We start from the raw sequence: 15,799 nt of genomic DNA on the forward strand, positions 1-15,799 counted from the left end.
GCCTTTGTCCGCCGCCAGGAAGCCGCGCCCATGTCGCACCTCAGTGCCCTCTATCGTTATCCCGTCAAGTCGACGGCCGTGGAATCCCTGGCGCAGGCCGAGGTGGATGCCCTGGGCCTGGTGGGTGATCGCCGCTGGATGGTGGTGGATGCCGACACCGGCCGCTTCCTGACCCTCCGCCAACTGGCGAAGATGAATCACATCGAGGCGCGCTGGCTGGCCGCTGACTGCCTGCGCCTGAGCGCGCCGGGCCAGGAGCCGATCGAGGTGACCGTCCCGGAGGCCACGGGCGAACGCCTGGGTGTCACCATCTGGCGCGACACTCTGCAGGCGCCGGTGGCCGCCGAGGCCGATGCCTGGTTGAGCGATTTCCTTGGGCGTCCTTGCCGCCTGGTGCACATCGCCGAGAGCCATGCTCGCCAGATCAACACCGATTTCGCCGAGCCCGGGCAGAAGGTGCATTTCGCCGACGGCTTTCCCTTGCTGCTGACCAGCGAGGCCTCCCTGGCCGACCTGGTGGCGCGAGTGGGTAAACCGCTGGAAATGCTGCGCTTCCGGCCGAATCTGGTGGTGGAAGGGACGCCGGCCTATGCCGAGGACGGCTGGAAGCGACTGCGCATCGGTGCGGTGGACTTCGCCGTGGCCTGTCCCTGCGCGCGTTGCATCGTCATCACCCAAGACCCAGTTACCGGCGAGAAGGACCCGGATCGGCAACCGCTGACCGCGCTGCGCGAATACCGCTTCAATGACAACCGCATGTTGTTCGGCATGAACGTCATCCCCCTGGGCCGTGGCGTCATCGAAGCCGGCATGCCGGTGGAGGTGCTGGAATGAGCCCTGTGCGGCGTGTGGCGCTGGTCAGTCCGGCAGGTGCGGTCAAGGAAGAGCTGGTCACGGCAGCGGTCGAGCAGTTGCAGGCCGCCGGTATCGAAGCGGTGCTGGGTGAGCAGGCGCTCAAGCGGCATCGCTATCTCGCCGGAACCGCCGAGGAGCGGGCAGCGGATCTGCATTGGGCGTTCAGCCAGGCGGACGTGGATGCAGTCTGGTGCCTGCGCGGCGGCTATGGCTCCGCCCAGCTGCTGCCCTGGCTGGACTGGTCGCGGTTATCCAGCAGCAAGGGGCGGCCGCTGATCGGCTACTCCGATCTGACCGTCCTGCTGGAAGCCTTTCACCGCCGTGGCCTCACCGCCATCCACGGTCCGGGCGCGCTGGACTGGGGCCGTCGTGACGAGGATCCTGAAGCCCAGGCCGCCCGTACCCACTCGCTGGAGTCGGTGCTGGAGCTGTGCGCCGGTGCCCGTCCGGGCTGGCAGCTGGAGCGTCTCGCCGGTCCCGCCCAGGTGCCTGCGGGTGAGCTGATCGGCGGTAACCTCACCACCCTGGCCAGCGTGGTCGGCACGGCGGCGGCGCTGCGTCCCCATGATGGCGCCATCCTCATGCTGGAAGACGTCGGCGAGCCCTACTACCGGCTGGAGCGCAGCCTCTGCCAGCTGCTGGGCAACCTGACCGAACATCGCATCGGCGCCGTCTGCCTGGGCACCTTCACCGACTGCCCGCAGCGCAACGTCGAGCAGTCCCTGGAAGAGATTTTCGCCGAGTGGCTGGCACCGCGTGGCATCGCCCTCTATCGCGGCCTGCCCAGCGGCCATGGCCCGGAAAACCAGGCCTGGCCCTATGGTGCCCGCGTTCGTCTGGAAGCGGGTCGCCTGCAGGTCCTCTAGGGGAAGCGCGCCCTGGGTGGATCAGTCCGCCCAGGGTGAAGCCAGTTCCAGCTTGCGCAGCATCTGGCGTTTCTTGCTGTTGTAGCCCTGCATCCGCACCAGCAGCTCATCCAGGGTGGCCACTGCCTTGAGGATGTGCGGGCCCTTGTTCAGCATCACGCATTCGGCACGGACCCCGGTGGCGGCATCGGTGATCTCGGCACGGGAGGGCGAGCCCTTCTTGGCCAGGTTCTCCAGGACCTGGGTCGCCCAGATCACCGGCACATGGGCCGCCTCGCAGAGGCAGAGGATGTCTTCCTGCAGCGCCGCCAGGCGTTCGAAGCCACCTTCCACCGCCAGATCGCCCCGGGCGATCATGACGCCGAAGCCGCCGCGACGCATGCCTGCCAGCAACAGCGCGGGGAGGTTGTCGAAGCCTCGACGGGTCTCGATCTTCAGCACCACGCCCAGCTGATCGGCCTGCAGCCGCTCCAGTTCCGCGAGCAGCGCCCGGACATCGTCCGCGCTGTTCACGAAGGACATCTCGATGCCGTCGGCATGCTCGGCGGCAAAGGCCAGGGCGGCAAGGTCCTGGTCGCCCAGCGCTGACAGCCGCAGGGTGCTCTGGGGAAAGTTGATGCCCTTGTCGCCTTTGAGCTTGGCCCCACCCGGCGCATGGGTGATGCGGACCTGCAGCGTGTCCAGGTCGACGCGCTCGATCACGCCGCCGATTTTGCCGTCGTCGAACCAGACCGGTTCACCGCCGCGCACGTCGGCGAACACCTGCGGGAGGGTGCAGCCCAGGGTCGCCGGTGTCAGCAGGCGACCCGTGCTGTCATGGCTGGCAGGGCGCCCTGGCGTCTGGTCGGCGGTCAGGATCAACAGATCGTCCTCTTTCAGCCGCAGCACGCCCGGTTGCGGTGCGAAATCACCGATGTGGCTGTGCGTCTTGCGACCGCCACGCTCGACGGTCAGGCGCAGGCCGGGAGCGAGATAGGAGGTCTTGTGCACTTCCGCCCAGCAGCCCTTGGGTGACACCTCGACGACCTCCAGTCGTCGCTGTGCCTGGCGCGCATCCAGCAGGCGGATGCGCTCGCCGACCTGCAGTCCGCGCAACCAGCGCTCGCCGACCTGGATACTGGCCGCGGCGGCGGAGGGCGCCGGGCGGGGGTGGCGCCGGCTCGTCAGCCAGAGGCGCGCCGGATGCCGGACCCGGCCCTGGGTGTCGCGCTCGGGTTTCACCTTCTGCACGGCCATGCCGGGAGCGATGGGGCCGGTGCGCAGCTTGGGCCCCGGCAGGTCCATGAATACCTTGCAGGGCTGGTCCACTTCCGTGCTGGCGCGGCGCACGTGTTCGATCATTCGTGTCCAGCTGGCCGGTTCGTCGTGGGCGCAATTGACGCGCGCGCAATCCATGCCCGCGGCCAGCAGGTCGCGTACCAGCGAATAGTTGTCTGCGGCCTCGCGGGGCAGGGTGACCATGATGCGCACCTCCCGCGTGCGGGACGCGGCGCCGAACAGGGTGCGGGCATGGCGAGCCAGGGGATGCTCCGTCCGGGGCACGGATGGTGCCGACGGAGCCTGCCCTAGCAATCGCTCCACCATGCCGACAAGGGTCGCCACGGCGGGAAGCACCTCGGCTTCGGAGCGGCCGAGGGAAGACAGCCCCAGGGCGGAGAGGCGCAGCTGCAAGGCATGCAGATCCTGGTCGCGCAGCGCCAGGTAGGCCAGCAGGTTGCGGGCGCTGACGCGATAGGCGGGATTGAGGGCCTGCCGGTCCAGGCGCGGGTCGGCGGCGGCTTGCTCCAGGGCGGTATGCAGTCGGCGCAGCTCGTCGAGCAGGCCTGTGAGATCGTGATCGGAAGTCCGGGCGCGTGAGGCGGAGCGGGGCGGCACGAGGATTCTCCAGTAGAGGCAGCCGGCGAGACGCTCGCCGGGCGTTCCTGTCTCGGACCTTTGGCCGCAAGATAAGTGGAACGCCAAGTGTTGCCAGACATTAGCGGCAGATGGCCACTCATCGAGCAGGATCGCTGCGGTCGACCGTAGGGAGTCGGCGAGGATGCTGCTATGATGCGCGGCCTTGACGACCCCCGTTTTCAGGTACCCGCCATGGCGCAGATTTCCGAACGTCTCCTGGTCCAGGCCCATCTGGCCGCCAAGCAGCCCAAGGCGCTCGGGCCGGATGAGATCGCGGCCTACAAGACCGCCATTGCCCGCGAGCTCAAGGCGCAGAACGCGGTGCTCCTGGCCCATTACTACACCGATCCGCTGATCCAGGCCCTGGCCGAGGAAACCGGCGGCTGCGTCGCCGACTCCCTGGAAATGGCGCGCTTCGGCAATCGCCATCCGGCGTCCACCGTGGTGGTGGCTGGCGTGAAGTTCATGGGCGAGACGGCCAAGATCCTCAACCCGGAAAAACGGGTGCTGATGCCGACCCTGGAAGCCACCTGCTCGCTGGACCTGGGCTGTCCGGTGGAGGAGTTTTCGGCTTTCTGCGACCAGCATCCCGAGCGGACCGTGGTGGTCTACGCCAATACCTCCGCGGCCGTGAAGGCACGGGCGGACTGGGTAGTGACGTCCGGCTGCGCGCTGGACATCGTCGAGCACCTGATGGACAACGACGAGACCATCCTCTGGGCCCCGGACAGGCACCTGGGGCGCTATATCCAGCGTGAGACCGGTGCGGACATGCTGCTTTGGGAAGGCTCCTGCATCGTTCACGAGGAGTTCAAGGCCAGCCAGCTGGAGGACCTCAAGCGACTCTACCCGGAGGCAGCCATCCTGGTGCATCCGGAGTCGCCCGAGGCGGTGATCGAGCTGGCCGACCATGTCGGCTCCACCAGCCAGATGATCAAGGCCGCCCAGACGCTGCCCAATCGCCAGTTCATCGTCGCTACCGACCGCGGCATCTTCTACAAGATGCAGCAGGCCTGCCCGGACAAGGTCTTCATCGAGGCGCCCACCGCCGGCAACGGCGCGGCGTGCCGCAGTTGCGCCCACTGCCCCTGGATGGCGATGAACACCCTGGAACGCACGCTCAACTGCCTGCTCGACGGCTCTGGCGAGGTACTGGTTGACCCGGCGCTCATCCCCAGGGCGGTCAAGCCGCTCAAGCGGATGCTCGACTTCACCCAGGCCATGCAGCTAAGGGTCAAGGGCAACGCCTAGCGCAGGATCTCTTCGCTCAGCTTGCGCTGGGCGATCATCTCCTGCTGGCGGGCGTCGATTCGCGCGGCCAGTTGATAGTTGCTGGCCGCGCGTTGTTTGGCGAAGCCCAGCTGCTGGATGGCCTGGTTGTAGTCGCCGGTCAGGGCGAAGTATTCGGCCCGCGCCTGATGCACCCCGACCAGATCGCCGGCCTGGCCCCGTACATCGGCCGCCTGATTCCACAGGTCCGGGTCGATCGGGCGCTGCTTGAGCAGCTTGTCCAGTAGCTGACTGGCGGCCTTGGGCTGCTTGGTGCGAGTGAGCATGTCTACCTGCGCCAGGGTCACGGCCAGATCGTCCGGATAGAGCTCCATCAACCGCTGGACGCGCTTCTGGGCATCAGGCAGGCGATTGGCGGTGATGTCCAGATCGGCCTGGGCAAGGTTGTAGCTGATATCGTCCGGTGCCTTGCGCAGCAAGGGCGCGAGGGTATCGCGGGCCTCGTTGAGCTGGCCCTGGCGCGTCAGGCCCATGGCCAGCCCGTAACGCGCGGGATCGTTGTCCGGTGCTTCCTGCAACTGCGCCCGATAGCGCTTGACCAGCAGGCCGGCGGTTTCCTCGAAATACATCTGGGCGCGGATCTTCATCAGCTGGAAGTGAGTGCTGTCCTCGACGCCACCCTTGGGAAGACGCTCGGCGCGCGCCTGGGTATCGGCGATTCGGCTCTCGGTGACTGGGTGGGTCAGCAGGAATTCCGGCGGGGTGCGATCGTAGCGATACTGGCGGGCGAGGCGGCCGAACATCTCCGGCATGGCACGCGGGTCGTAGCCGGCGCGTTCCAGGTTGACGATGCCGACGCGGTCGGCCTCCTGCTCGTTGAGGCGCGAAAAACGCAGCTGGCTCTGGATCGCCGCCGCCTGGGTCGAGGCGATGGCAGCGATGCCGGCGTCACCTCCGCCGGCCGCGGCCGCCACGATGCCGGCCAGCAGCGCCGCCATCAGCGGCAGCTGCATGCGTTGCTGATTCTCCACCCCACGGGCGAAATGGCGCTGGATCAGGTGGCCCAGTTCGTGAGCCATGACCGCCGCGTATTCCGCCTCGTTCTCGGCCTTGAGAAAGAGACCACCGTTCACCCCGATCACCCCACCGGGCGCGGCGAAGGCGTTGATCTCCGGGTCCTTGATCAGGATGAATGCCAGGCGGTGATCCTGCAGATCGCTGGTTTCCGCCAGGCGGTACACCGACCGCTCGACGAACTGCTTGAGCTGGGGGTCGTTGAGGCTGGGGACCTGGCCACGCAACATGCTCAGCCAGGCGCGGCCCATCTGAAACTCTTGCTCGGGCGAGACGATCGAAGAGCTGGCATCGCCCAGCGAGGGCAGATCGTTCGCACCTTGCGCCAGGATAGGCGCGCAGAGCAGCGCCAGGGACAGCAGGGCGGGGCGCAAGACTTTCATGGCATGACTCGTGGCCGCAAAATGGCTACTTTAGCGGCCCACCGTCTGGGTGCCTAGCAAACGCGGGCCCTGTCGTATCCCGTAACGGAGAATTTCATGGCCGATCTGAGCCAACCCTATACCGGCGCCGTATCCGCCCAGCTCGACGCCAGCGGCCTGAGTTGCCCCATGCCGCTGCTCAAGGCCAAGCTGGAACTCAACCGGCTGTCTTCCGGCGATGTCCTCGCCGTGGTGGCGACGGATGCCGGCTCGCAACGCGACTTCCGGACCTTCGCCAAGCTCTCAGGCCACGCCTTGGTTGGTGAAGAGGTGGCGGGGGAGACCTTCCGCTACTGGCTGCGCAAGGCCTGATCAGGCCTCGTTCAGCGCCTGCGCGGCGGCCAGCACCTCGGCGACGTGGCCGGGGACCTTGACGCCGCGCCAGACCTGCCGCACGACGCCTTCCCGGTCGATGAGGAAGGTACTGCGATCCACGCCGATGTAGTCCTTGCCATAGAGCTTTTTCTGCCGCATCACGTCGAACAGCTGGCAGAGGGTCTCGTCCTTGTCACTGATCAGCTCGAAGGGAAAGCCCTGCTTGGCGCGGAAGTTCTCGTGGGTGCGCAGGCTGTCACGGGAAACGCCCAATACCAGGGTATTGGCCGCCAGGAACTGCTCGTGCAGGTCGCGAAAGCCCTGGCCCTGCGTGGTGCAACCGGGCGTGTTGTCCTTGGGGTAGAAGTACAGCACCGCCTGGCGGCCGCGCAGGCTCTCGGGCGAGACCTCGAGGCCGCTGGTGGCCTGGGCCTGAAACGCCGGAAGCGGTTGGTCAAGTGTCACGCTCATGAACAGCTCCTCTGCTTGCTCCACTTAATTGCTCTGCGGCCGCCAGGGCTCGATCAGGGCGTCGAGGTTCAGGGCATCGGCGAAATCCAGGAACTGGTCACGCAGCCAGCTGATCTGGGTGCCGGCCGGCAGCGTCACGGTGATGGTGGCATTGAGCATGGTGCCGCCGGTCTGGGGCGCCAGGTAGGAGTCGCAGACCAGATTTTCCACTTCGATCTTGTGGTCGGCAAAGAACTGGCACAGTTCGTTGAGGATGTCCGGGCGATAGGCGGCGCTGACATAGACGACGTACGGTAGGGCCTGCGGACGATTCTCCAGCGCGGCGCTGCGGGTGACGCCCACGGTAAAGCCATGGCGCTTGCCGAGGCCGGCGAGTCCGCCTTCGAGGCGCGCCAGACCATCCCAGTTGCCGGAGACCTGCAGGATCAACGCGCTGTATTCCCCATGCCGGCTCAGGCGGCTGCTGACCACCGCGCAACGGTTTTCCATGCAGCTGCGGTAGAGCACGTTGGTCAGCTCCATGGGATTGGCGCCCAGCGCACTGATGACGAGAAATTGTTCGCGAATCGGGGGGGTAGCGGACATTGGGGTTCCTGGCAGGGGAGATACGACTGGGTTTTGCAAGAAAAGCGTCTACGCTCGGTGATGCTTCGTGGAAAAAGGCGTCGGAATGCTCAGCTACCGCTCGTAAGCTCACTTCCTCAGCTTTTCCCGTCTCGGCTGACCTGCGCTCGCCAACTTTTCCTGCAGAACCTGGCAAAGGCGAAAGGGTAGCGAAAAGCGCTCGCCGGGGGAATGCCCGTTGGGGGCACGTTGCTTGTGCTGGCGCAGAGGCGTCAGTACCATTACCGCTCTCTTTTTCCGGCAGGAGCGGTTGCATGATTGCGGGGAGCATGGTGGCGCTGGTCACCCCTATGGACGCCCAGGGGCGTATCGACTGGGACAACCTGACCAAGCTGGTGGACTTCCATCTCGCCGAAGGCACCGACGCCATCGTCGCGGTGGGCACCTCGGGTGAATCCGCCACGGTCGACGTCGACGAGCACGTAGCCGTGATCCGTCATGTGGTCGAGCAGGTCAAGGGCCGCATCCCGGTCATCGCCGGCACCGGTGGCAACTCCACCCGTGAGGCCATCGACCTCACCCGCGCCGCCAAGGACGCGGGTGCCGATGCCTGCCTGCTGGTCGTGCCCTATTACAACAAGCCGACCCAGGAAGGGCTGTATCAGCACTTCCGCATGATCGCCGAAACCGTCGCCATCCCGCAGATTCTCTACAACGTGCCGGGCCGTACCGCCTGCGACATGTTGGCCGAGACCGTCGAGCGGCTGGCCAAGGTGCCGAACATCATCGGCATCAAGGAAGCCACCGGCGATCTGGCCCGGGCCCGTGACATCCTGTCGCGCGTCAGCAAGGACTTCCTGGTCTACTCGGGCGATGACGCTACCGCGGCTGAACTCATGCTGCTGGGCGGCAAGGGCAACATCTCGGTCACGGCCAACGTCGCGCCCAAGGCGATGAGCGAGCTCTGCGCCGCCGCCATGAACGGCGACGCCGATACCGCACGCGCGCTGAACGAAAAGCTCATGCCGCTGCACAAGAATCTGTTCATCGAATCGAATCCGATCCCGGTGAAGTGGGCCCTCCACGAAATGGGCATGATCGACGCCGGTATCCGCCTGCCTCTGACCTGGCTCAGCTCGCGCTGCCACGAAGTGGTACGTCAGGCCCTGCGTCAGGCGGGAGTGCTGGCGTGATTAGGAAGCAGTCGATGAAACGTGTTCTGGGTTTGACGACGCTGGGTCTGGCCGTGGCCACCGCCAGTGGCTGCAGCTGGGTGTGGGGCGAGCACGGTTATTTCCGTGATCGCGGCAATGACTACCTCGAGTCCCGCGAGACCGGCCCCATGCAGGTGCCGACCGATGTCCAGGCCAAGCCGCTCGACCCGCTGCTGCCGATCCCGGCCAACGTGGCCGATACCCAGAACCGTTCCTATGGCTTCGAGGTACCTCGGCCCCAGGCACTGGCCGTTCAAGGCAGCGGCAATGAGCAGTTCAGCGTCCAGCGCAGCGGCAATGCCCGCTGGCTGGCTGCCCAGAAGGTCCCGGCCAACGTCTGGCCAGTGGCCCGTCAGTACCTGACCGACAACGGCTTCCGCATCGCCGAAGAGCGTCCGCAGACCGGTGAGATCATCACCGCCTGGCAGTCGCCCACCGAGCTGTCGACGCCCCTCGCCCGCAGTCTGAGCACCAACGGCCGCCTGCAGCCGGGCAACGAGCTGCGTACCCGCCTGCGCATCGAGCCAGGCGTGCAGTCCGGCAGCAGCGAAATCTTCCTGCAGACCCAGACCCGCAGTCAGGGCAGCTCCAGCGAGCCGTCCTGGTCCAGCAGCCAGAACAGCTCGGCGCTCGATGACGCCCTGCTGAACCAGGTGCTGGCCGGCCTGGATCGCAGCGAGGAGGGCAGTGGCTCGGTCTCGCTGCTGGCGACGGGTAGCTACGATACTCCCGAGCGAGTGACCTACGAGGTCGACGGCAGTGGCGTGCCCATGCTGGTGCTGGAGAGCGATCTGAATCGCGCCTGGTCCAGCATCGGTCGTGCCATCGAAGGCGCCGATATCCGTGTCGACGACATGGATCGCAGCCTGGGCGTGTACTACGTGAACCTCGCCGAAGGCGCGCAGAAACCCGAAGAGCGCAAGCCAGGGTTCTTTGGCCGCCTGTTCGGCAAGGGCGAAAGCAAGGAAGAGGAAGACGCTCGGGCACGACGCTTCCAGGTGCGCCTCACCTCGGTGGGCAACACCGTTCAGGTTACCCTGGACAAGACCATCAACACCGCAGCACCCCAGGACATTGCCGAAGGCGTGCTGAAAAAGCTTCAGACGAGCATGCAGTATGCGCTTCGCAATCCTGGGCAGCGGCAGTCGGGGCAACTCGACCCTGGTGCACAGCCATAACAGCTATGTCCTGATCGACTGCGGCTTTTCCCTGCGGGAAGCCGAGCGTCGCCTGGCCCGGCTGGGCGTGGTACCTGCCCAGCTGGACGCCGTCTTGGTCACCCACGAACACTCCGATCACGTGCAGGGCGTCGAGCTCCTGGCGCGCAAGCACGGGGTGCCGGTCTATTACAGCGCCGGTACCGGGCGCGGCCTGCGCAAGCCGGTGGCGGCCCAGGGGCTGCTGGTGGATGGCGAGCGGCTGGTGCTGGATGCACTGGAGGTGACGGTGGTGCAGGTCTCCCACGATGCCCTGGAGCCGACGCAATTCGTCTTCGACGATGGCCGCAAGCGCCTGGGCGTGCTCACTGATCTCGGTGAGGCGACGCCTGGTGTGCTGACCCATTACCGCGGCCTCGATGCCCTGGTGATCGAGGCCAACCATGACAGCAATATGCTTGCCTCAGGGCCCTATCCCTATCACCTCAAGGCGCGGGTTGGCGGGGTGCGCGGGCATCTCAACAACCGCCAGTCGGCCGATCTGGTGGTGGAGCTGGCCTGCCCAGGCCTGCAGCACCTGGTACTCGCCCATCTGAGCGAAAAGAACAACAACCCCTGGCTCGCTCGCGCCTGCTTCACCAATGTGCTCGGTTGCGATGCGGACTGGCTGCAGATCGCCGATCAGCAGCAGGGGCTGGAATGGCAGGCCATCGCCTAGGGCGCTGGCCGAGCTTTCTTTAACAGCCGGGCGCTGCCGCACGGCCAAAATACCCACGATCCTATGTAAACTGCGCTTCCCGGCTGTACTCGTCCCGAACCGGTCGTCTCACCTGCGTTCGTCCACAGCCTGCAAGCCATTCGAACCGGAGTCCAAGATGGAAAAACGCGCAGAACTCTACCGTGGCAAGGCCAAGTCGGTATTCACCACCGACGATCCCGATCGCCTGGTCCTGTTGTTCCGCAACGACACCTCTGCCTTCGATGGCGAGCGTATCGAGCAACTCGAGCGCAAGGGCATGGTGAACAACAAGTTCAATGCCTTCGTGATGCAGAAGCTCGAAGCCGCCGGTATTCCCACCCAGTTCGAACAGCTGCTGGGCGACAACGAGTGCCTGGTCAAGAAGCTCGAGATGATTCCGGTGGAATGCGTGGTCCGTAACTTCGCTGCTGGCAGTCTGGTCCGCCGCCTAGGTGTGGAAGAGGGCCTGGAGCTGACTCCCCCGACCTTCGAACTCTTCCTGAAAAACGATGCGCTGCATGACCCGATGGTCAACGAAAGCCACGTCCAGGCATTCGGTTGGGCGACCCTCGACCAGTTGGCCGAGATGAAGGCGCTGACCTTCCGCATCAACGACATCCTCAAGCAGCTGTTCGATGACGCCGGCCTGCTGCTGGTGGACTTCAAGCTCGAATTCGGCCTGTTCCACGGCAAGGTCGTGCTGGGCGACGAATTCAGCCCGGACGGCAGCCGTCTGTGGGACAAGGAAACCCGCAAGAAGATGGACAAGGACCGCTTCCGCCAGGGTCTGGGCGGCGTGATCGAGGCCTACGAAGAAGTCGCCCAGCGCCTGGGCGTCCCGCTCTAAACGCAAGCCGCTGATACCAGAGCTTTTTTTGCAATTGCTTGTTCGCTTTTGCCCGCATGGCTGGTATCATGCGCCGCGTTGGAGAGATGCCGGAGTGGTCGAACGGGACGGATTCGAAATCCGTTGAGTCAGCAATGGCTCCTAGGGTTCAAATCCCTATCTCTCCGCCATTAATAGAAAAGCCCCCTAAATCAATGGTTTAGGGGGCTTTTTGCTTTCCGATGTGACCACTCGATGTGACCACTTAAAGAGCCACCGCAGTAGTGATGCCTGGACGAGGAGTGGCCGTTCAGAGGTGTCAGCGCGAGTAAGGGTCGGGCCGGGCTCCTTCGCGGGTCATGAACTGAGGAAAGGCGGGCATCTCAGCAACGGAGGCAATCTTGCCTTCTACGCTTTCCAGTACCACGCCCATTCTCTTGGACGCTGCAATCTATCGAATGCGTGAGGAGTTGGAACACGGCTCCTGGCTATCCCTCCGTACGATCAGTGAACTGTCCCCTTCCGAAGCTGAATCATAGCTTCCAGCGCTGCAACATCGTCTTGCTGTCGAGCTAAGCGATCCAGCTGCTTTCTGAGCCAACGTCGGTTTGACTCCATGGTGCGCTTACGGCGATCAAGCTCGCGTTCCAGCTCGGCCAATGGCATTTGATTCAGGGTGAATAGCTCGGGATTGCGAAAGGGCATGACATGCTTCCTTGCATGGTGGTGGCGATACAGTATCAGACCTTCAGTGATTGGAAGGTTCCAGTAGTATCGCAATAACTACCGTTCATGAGGATTGCCCTTAGCAGGCCGGGGCAGATGTCCATGGGCTACGGTATCGGTAGGGGAAGCCATGACCCAAATCATTTCGGTCGCAATACTAGGAGTGGAACGGATTCACCCACCAACTAAATAAACAGATACAGCACTTGACAACAATCCCAGGGTCGTGTATCATGCTTTTCCCTTCTAATGCGACAGCATTGGAATTGACTACCAACGAAGAGACCATCTCTGATGGGCGACTTGGTGGTCGCTTTGTGATGACAATCTAAAGATGTTAAGACCTCAGCGACGCTGAGGAATTGATTACTCTTACATCTGAGCAATCTTGTGTTGATACCACAAGCGAACCACCAAGGGTCGCCAATCAAAATCTCTTCTTCTGTTTGTGGTAGTTCTCGCCTCCGGCAAGCCGGGCATACTCCGTCCCGCTGGGACAGTTGTATTACTTAGGGGGACGTGAGTGTCCCACTGTCCCTGATGATCGAGTGGGACAACAAACCCCCCGGTGTAGAGCTGTCCCGCATGACAGTGTCCCGGTGTTGTGTCCCAGCAGAGTAGGGGACTGTCCCACTGTCCCACTGTCCCACTGTCCCACTGTCCCACTGTCCCACTGTCCCACTGTCCCACTGTCCCACTGTCCCACTGTCCCACTGTCCCACTGTCCCACCTAACACTGAGACACTAGGAATGTTAGAGCGGTAGTAAATTACCGTTTGTCGGACATGAAGAAAACTGGCATGAAAATAGCATAATAAGTATTGACTTCTAAGCGATCCGTGTTATTCTGCCCTTGAAGACATCCAAAATGTCTGCATCTCGAAAAGCCCTGTGGGTTCTCTACAGGGTTCTTTTTTGTCTCAACGCCTAGTTGAAGACAACATGAAGAAATCCCCAAAACTATCAATCATCAATCCAGCCATGGAGGTAATTCCTATGCTTATTCGTCGTCAATGTCCCGGCTGTCTCAGCAGCTTCGTAGCTCAACGCAGAGATAGCTTCTTCTGTACCAGAGCTTGTAGCCAGCGATTCTACCAATTCGGTAAAGATCATCTTGGAGACATCAGTAGAACAGCTGAGAACTTCGAACTGTTCCGGCAATACACTGTAGAGCAAGCAGCGCTCCTTGAGGAGGGAGCACGGCAAGCAGCGTAAGACTACACACAACGATTCAATCACAAACCAAAATCAAGGCACGTCAACGTGAGGAGGAAAACCACATGACACATTCTTTCGAGGTAATTACTAATGCAAGCTATCGACATCCAAACCCAAGCCCAACAACTTCGTGATCAAGGCTTATCTGTTCGTAAAATTGCTGACCTTCTTGGCAAGTCTAAGAGTTGGGTAGACCGCAACACCAAGGCTTCACTGTCCCACACTGTCCCAGTCAAGGCAGCTTCCGCACCAACCTCTCAGCGTGACATTGCAGTAGCTCAGGTTCTGGCGAAAGCCACCTCCCCAGAAGGCTGCAACACCTCAGAGTTCAACGACACCATTAAGTCTGTGTACGGCACTGTTCGCGATGAAGACGTAGGCCGCTACGTTGTTGACTGCGATGCTGAGGCCCGTAAATCGATCAAGCGTTCTGTGAAGACTGCTGCTGATCGTCAGGGTTTGAACGCTCTGTTCTTCGAAGGCTTCATCGACCGTAGCACACCACTTGCTTCCAACCAGCTGATGCTGACCCTTGCTCAGGACCTTCATGAGCGTGTTGAGCTGTTGGTGGCTGAATACCGTGATGAGTATCCACAAGTTAGCGTCTACGCCATCCAGCAAGCTCTGATTGGGCTGGCCGTTCCAGGCTTCCGCCCTGAGAGTGTTGAAGCATTCGCTGAGCGTAATGCCACATCCGCTCAAGCCCTACAGCAGAACGTCGCCCCTATCGCATTCGAAGAAATCATTGAGACGCCTTTGGACTCACTCCTGGCCGATCTCGCAGACATCGACGCTGAGCTGTCTGGCATTGCCCCGGCTGAACTTCCCGCCATTACGCACGCTGAATACGTTGAAGACATTGCTGAGGTAGTGGCAGACGAGGAGGGCGAAGACTTCGGGCCATCCCTGGATGATTTGGAAGATGATGAATCGATGATCAACTATGACGCGGTTGACTTTGACCACGTTGACCAAGATGACCGCTTCATTCCAGACGCTGCCGTTCAGCAAGGTATCCGCGACCTACTGAAAGGCCGTCAGGCTGAGCGTAAAGCTCGCTTGAACGTCAACACAAAACCCAAGCACATCGCAGCAGTTGAGCAAGAGGCTGAGGACGATTTCTATCGTCACCTTGCGGATGCCGAGGCCACCAACCACGATTTCATTTTCTAAGAGGAGAGCACTGTGGGCAAAGCAGCACGAAGAAAAAATGAGCGGAGGGCTAGGGGTGAAGTCATTTCTCCCCCGGTAGTCACCGCTGAGAAAATCCAACACTTCAATCCAAACTACAACCCTCTGAGATACGCCATCTCATGGGCTGACTTCAGCGAACTTCCCAAGGCAGCTAACGACGATGTTGTTGAGCTTCCTGTTCCTGAGGTTGCTCTAGCAGTTCCACCGCAGCAGCGTAAGAAGTTTGGACCAAAACCCAAGCCACTCCCCAAAGAGGTGCGAGAAGCACAGCTCTGGGGGCTGTATGCCGATCTCTGGGATTCCATGGAAGACGAGTTGAGCCCTAAGGAGCGTAGAGCATTACAGAAGGCCCTTGCCCGTAATTCAGGAACTCTGGAAGAGCTTGTTGAAGATGACACAGAGGATTCCGAGATCGAGCGAACAACTCGTAGATCATCTCTTGTGGATGATGACGAGGAATACGTTGACGAAGAAGAGATTGATTACAACGACTTCTTCGAAGACTTCGATAAAAACTACTGATAACCCCATAGGAGGATTACCCAATGCTTAAAGAGAGACCCCAAGTGAACTACATCGTTATCCACAGGCAATCCAATCTCATCACAGGGATTGTAGCCTCATCCACAATCCCCAGAGACACCGATCAATACCGATTCATTGAGGCCACAGACGCCGCTATTACCAAGTATCGAAGGCTTCAGGAGATGGCAGGGGACAACACAGACATCGACATTGGCGAGTTGATGAAGCTGAGCCCCAACGTCTTCGATGCCCTTGTCGCCGGTAAGTCAGGAGATGCCCGGCCTATCCGACAGCGGCTTCGAGCAGAAGCCACGCCCAAGTATGAGGATCGGGAGAAGGCTGTACGGGAATACATCGCCTCGCATCCTCAGATCACTGTCGACGCTTTGGCCGATCACTTTCTGATGGGTGATGCAGCAGCCCGAGCCTACCTCCAGCGGTACAGACGGTAACGAAAGAATGCGGTTTACAGACGTTGAAAAGTGACAACCCTGACTACCCCTAAGG

The 15,799-nt window shown here is 62.1% G+C and carries 17 protein-coding genes and 1 tRNA gene; 12 read left to right on the top strand and 6 right to left on the bottom strand.

The genetic code is table 11. The features are described from left to right. Positions 1 to 30 precede the first annotated feature (30 nt). Both ACWPW1_RS09200 and ACWPW1_RS09205 read left to right on the top strand, forming a co-directional pair. Positions 31 to 834: an MOSC domain-containing protein gene (locus ACWPW1_RS09200; protein ID WP_059314427.1), complete on the top strand. Its 804-nt coding sequence runs from the start codon at positions 31 to 33 to the stop codon at positions 832 to 834. Continuing rightward, positions 831 to 1,721 carry a S66 peptidase family protein gene (locus ACWPW1_RS09205; RefSeq protein ID WP_454252837.1) on the top strand — a complete coding sequence of 297 codons (891 nt, stop codon included), beginning with the start codon at positions 831 to 833 and terminating at the stop codon, positions 1,719 to 1,721. Before ACWPW1_RS09200 ends, ACWPW1_RS09205 begins: the two co-directional genes overlap by 4 nt. A 21-nt stretch (positions 1,722 to 1,742) precedes the next feature. Here the strand turns inward: ACWPW1_RS09205 and ACWPW1_RS09210 are convergent, their stop codons facing one another. Continuing rightward, complete coding sequence (locus ACWPW1_RS09210; RefSeq protein ID WP_454252838.1) at positions 1,743 to 3,596, bottom strand: pyruvate kinase; 1,854 nt, start codon at positions 3,594 to 3,596, stop codon at positions 1,743 to 1,745. Between the two features lie 213 nt (positions 3,597 to 3,809). On the opposite strand from ACWPW1_RS09210, the gene nadA reads away from it, so the two are divergent. Further along, positions 3,810 to 4,868: a quinolinate synthase NadA gene (gene nadA / locus ACWPW1_RS09215; RefSeq protein WP_059316854.1), complete on the top strand. Its 1,059-nt coding sequence runs from the start codon at positions 3,810 to 3,812 to the stop codon at positions 4,866 to 4,868. Here the strand turns inward: nadA and ACWPW1_RS09220 are convergent. After that, positions 4,865 to 6,304 carry a M48 family metalloprotease gene (locus ACWPW1_RS09220; protein WP_059314430.1) on the bottom strand — a complete coding sequence of 480 codons (1,440 nt, stop codon included), beginning with the start codon at positions 6,302 to 6,304 and terminating at the stop codon, positions 4,865 to 4,867. The genes nadA and ACWPW1_RS09220 overlap by 4 nt on opposite strands. 96 nt (positions 6,305 to 6,400) lie before the next feature. On the opposite strand from ACWPW1_RS09220, the gene ACWPW1_RS09225 reads away from it, so the two are divergent. Beyond that, positions 6,401 to 6,655: a sulfurtransferase TusA family protein gene (locus ACWPW1_RS09225; RefSeq protein WP_059314431.1), complete on the top strand. Its 255-nt coding sequence runs from the start codon at positions 6,401 to 6,403 to the stop codon at positions 6,653 to 6,655. Here ACWPW1_RS09225 and ACWPW1_RS09230 read toward each other — a convergent pair whose 3' ends face one another. Next, entirely contained in the window at positions 6,656 to 7,129 is a 474-nt protein-coding gene (locus ACWPW1_RS09230) for a peroxiredoxin (protein ID WP_059314432.1), read from the bottom strand. Between the two features lie 24 nt (positions 7,130 to 7,153). Further along, the gene (locus ACWPW1_RS09235) at positions 7,154 to 7,714 is read right to left on the bottom strand and encodes a glycine cleavage system protein R (protein WP_059314433.1); all 561 of its coding nucleotides are present in this window, start codon (positions 7,712 to 7,714) and stop codon (positions 7,154 to 7,156) included. 293 nt (positions 7,715 to 8,007) lie between these two features. Here ACWPW1_RS09235 and dapA point away from each other — a divergent pair, with 293 nt between their 5' ends. The 5 genes from dapA (at position 8,008) to ACWPW1_RS09260 (ending at position 11,820) form a co-directional block, all read left to right on the top strand. After that, positions 8,008 to 8,886, top strand: a complete 879-nt coding sequence (dapA, locus tag ACWPW1_RS09240) for a 4-hydroxy-tetrahydrodipicolinate synthase (RefSeq protein ID WP_271654486.1) — start codon at positions 8,008 to 8,010, stop codon at positions 8,884 to 8,886. A 14-nt stretch (positions 8,887 to 8,900) separates the two neighbouring features. Beyond that, positions 8,901 to 10,085, top strand: a complete 1,185-nt coding sequence (gene bamC, locus ACWPW1_RS09245) for an outer membrane protein assembly factor BamC (protein WP_434776310.1) — start codon at positions 8,901 to 8,903, stop codon at positions 10,083 to 10,085. After that, entirely contained in the window at positions 10,024 to 10,782 is a 759-nt protein-coding gene (locus ACWPW1_RS09250; protein ID WP_059314436.1) for an MBL fold metallo-hydrolase, read from the top strand. The genes bamC and ACWPW1_RS09250 overlap by 62 nt, the downstream gene beginning before the upstream one ends. Positions 10,783 to 10,939: 157 nt before the next feature. After that, the gene (gene purC, locus ACWPW1_RS09255; RefSeq protein ID WP_007162774.1) at positions 10,940 to 11,650 is read left to right on the top strand and encodes a phosphoribosylaminoimidazolesuccinocarboxamide synthase; all 711 of its coding nucleotides are present in this window, start codon (positions 10,940 to 10,942) and stop codon (positions 11,648 to 11,650) included. A gap of 80 nt (positions 11,651 to 11,730) precedes the next feature. Then, positions 11,731 to 11,820, top strand: a tRNA-Ser gene (locus tag ACWPW1_RS09260). A 313-nt stretch (positions 11,821 to 12,133) separates the two neighbouring features. Here ACWPW1_RS09260 and ACWPW1_RS09265 read toward each other — a convergent pair. Further along, positions 12,134 to 12,334: a hypothetical protein gene (locus tag ACWPW1_RS09265; RefSeq protein WP_132833030.1), complete on the bottom strand. Its 201-nt coding sequence runs from the start codon at positions 12,332 to 12,334 to the stop codon at positions 12,134 to 12,136. 984 nt (positions 12,335 to 13,318) lie between these two features. Continuing rightward, positions 13,319 to 13,531 (bottom strand): hypothetical protein, encoded by a 213-nt coding sequence (locus ACWPW1_RS09270; protein WP_454252839.1) that lies wholly within the window; start codon positions 13,529 to 13,531, stop codon positions 13,319 to 13,321. A 132-nt stretch (positions 13,532 to 13,663) separates the two neighbouring features. On the opposite strand from ACWPW1_RS09270, the gene ACWPW1_RS09275 reads away from it, so the two are divergent. The 3 genes from ACWPW1_RS09275 to ACWPW1_RS09285 are packed head-to-tail and all read left to right on the top strand — an operon-like array spanning position 13,664 to position 15,744. Further along, positions 13,664 to 14,746: a hypothetical protein gene (locus tag ACWPW1_RS09275; RefSeq protein WP_454252840.1), complete on the top strand. Its 1,083-nt coding sequence runs from the start codon at positions 13,664 to 13,666 to the stop codon at positions 14,744 to 14,746. Between the two features lie 12 nt (positions 14,747 to 14,758). Continuing rightward, a complete protein-coding gene (locus tag ACWPW1_RS09280) occupies positions 14,759 to 15,289 on the top strand; it encodes a hypothetical protein (protein ID WP_454252841.1) in 531 nt (176 codons plus the stop codon). 44 nt (positions 15,290 to 15,333) lie between these two features. Continuing rightward, entirely contained in the window at positions 15,334 to 15,744 is a 411-nt protein-coding gene (locus ACWPW1_RS09285) for a hypothetical protein (RefSeq protein WP_454252842.1), read from the top strand. Positions 15,745 to 15,799 lie beyond the last annotated feature (55 nt).

The organism is Pseudomonas sp. Marseille-Q7302 (assembly GCF_965111925.1).

Bases quoted from the DNA above. Each gene is read 5' to 3' on its own strand.
- ACWPW1_RS09200 (WP_059314427.1), top strand. From the start codon at position 31: ATGTCGCACCTCAGTGCCCTCTATCGTTATCCCGTCAAGTCGACGGCC.
- ACWPW1_RS09205 (WP_454252837.1), top strand. From the start codon at position 831: ATGAGCCCTGTGCGGCGTGTGGCGCTGGTCAGTCCGGCAGGTGCGGTC.
- nadA (WP_059316854.1), top strand. From the start codon at position 3,810: ATGGCGCAGATTTCCGAACGTCTCCTGGTCCAGGCCCATCTGGCCGCC.
- ACWPW1_RS09220 (WP_059314430.1), bottom strand. From the start codon at position 6,304: ATGAAAGTCTTGCGCCCCGCCCTGCTGTCCCTGGCGCTGCTCTGCGCG.
- ACWPW1_RS09225 (WP_059314431.1), top strand. From the start codon at position 6,401: ATGGCCGATCTGAGCCAACCCTATACCGGCGCCGTATCCGCCCAGCTC.
- ACWPW1_RS09230 (WP_059314432.1), bottom strand. From the start codon at position 7,129: ATGAGCGTGACACTTGACCAACCGCTTCCGGCGTTTCAGGCCCAGGCC.
- ACWPW1_RS09235 (WP_059314433.1), bottom strand. From the start codon at position 7,714: ATGTCCGCTACCCCCCCGATTCGCGAACAATTTCTCGTCATCAGTGCG.
- dapA (WP_271654486.1), top strand. From the start codon at position 8,008: ATGATTGCGGGGAGCATGGTGGCGCTGGTCACCCCTATGGACGCCCAG.
- bamC (WP_434776310.1), top strand. From the start codon at position 8,901: ATGAAACGTGTTCTGGGTTTGACGACGCTGGGTCTGGCCGTGGCCACC.
- ACWPW1_RS09250 (WP_059314436.1), top strand. From the start codon at position 10,024: ATGCGCTTCGCAATCCTGGGCAGCGGCAGTCGGGGCAACTCGACCCTG.
- purC (WP_007162774.1), top strand. From the start codon at position 10,940: ATGGAAAAACGCGCAGAACTCTACCGTGGCAAGGCCAAGTCGGTATTC.
- ACWPW1_RS09265 (WP_132833030.1), bottom strand. From the start codon at position 12,334: ATGCCCTTTCGCAATCCCGAGCTATTCACCCTGAATCAAATGCCATTG.
- ACWPW1_RS09275 (WP_454252840.1), top strand. From the start codon at position 13,664: ATGCAAGCTATCGACATCCAAACCCAAGCCCAACAACTTCGTGATCAA.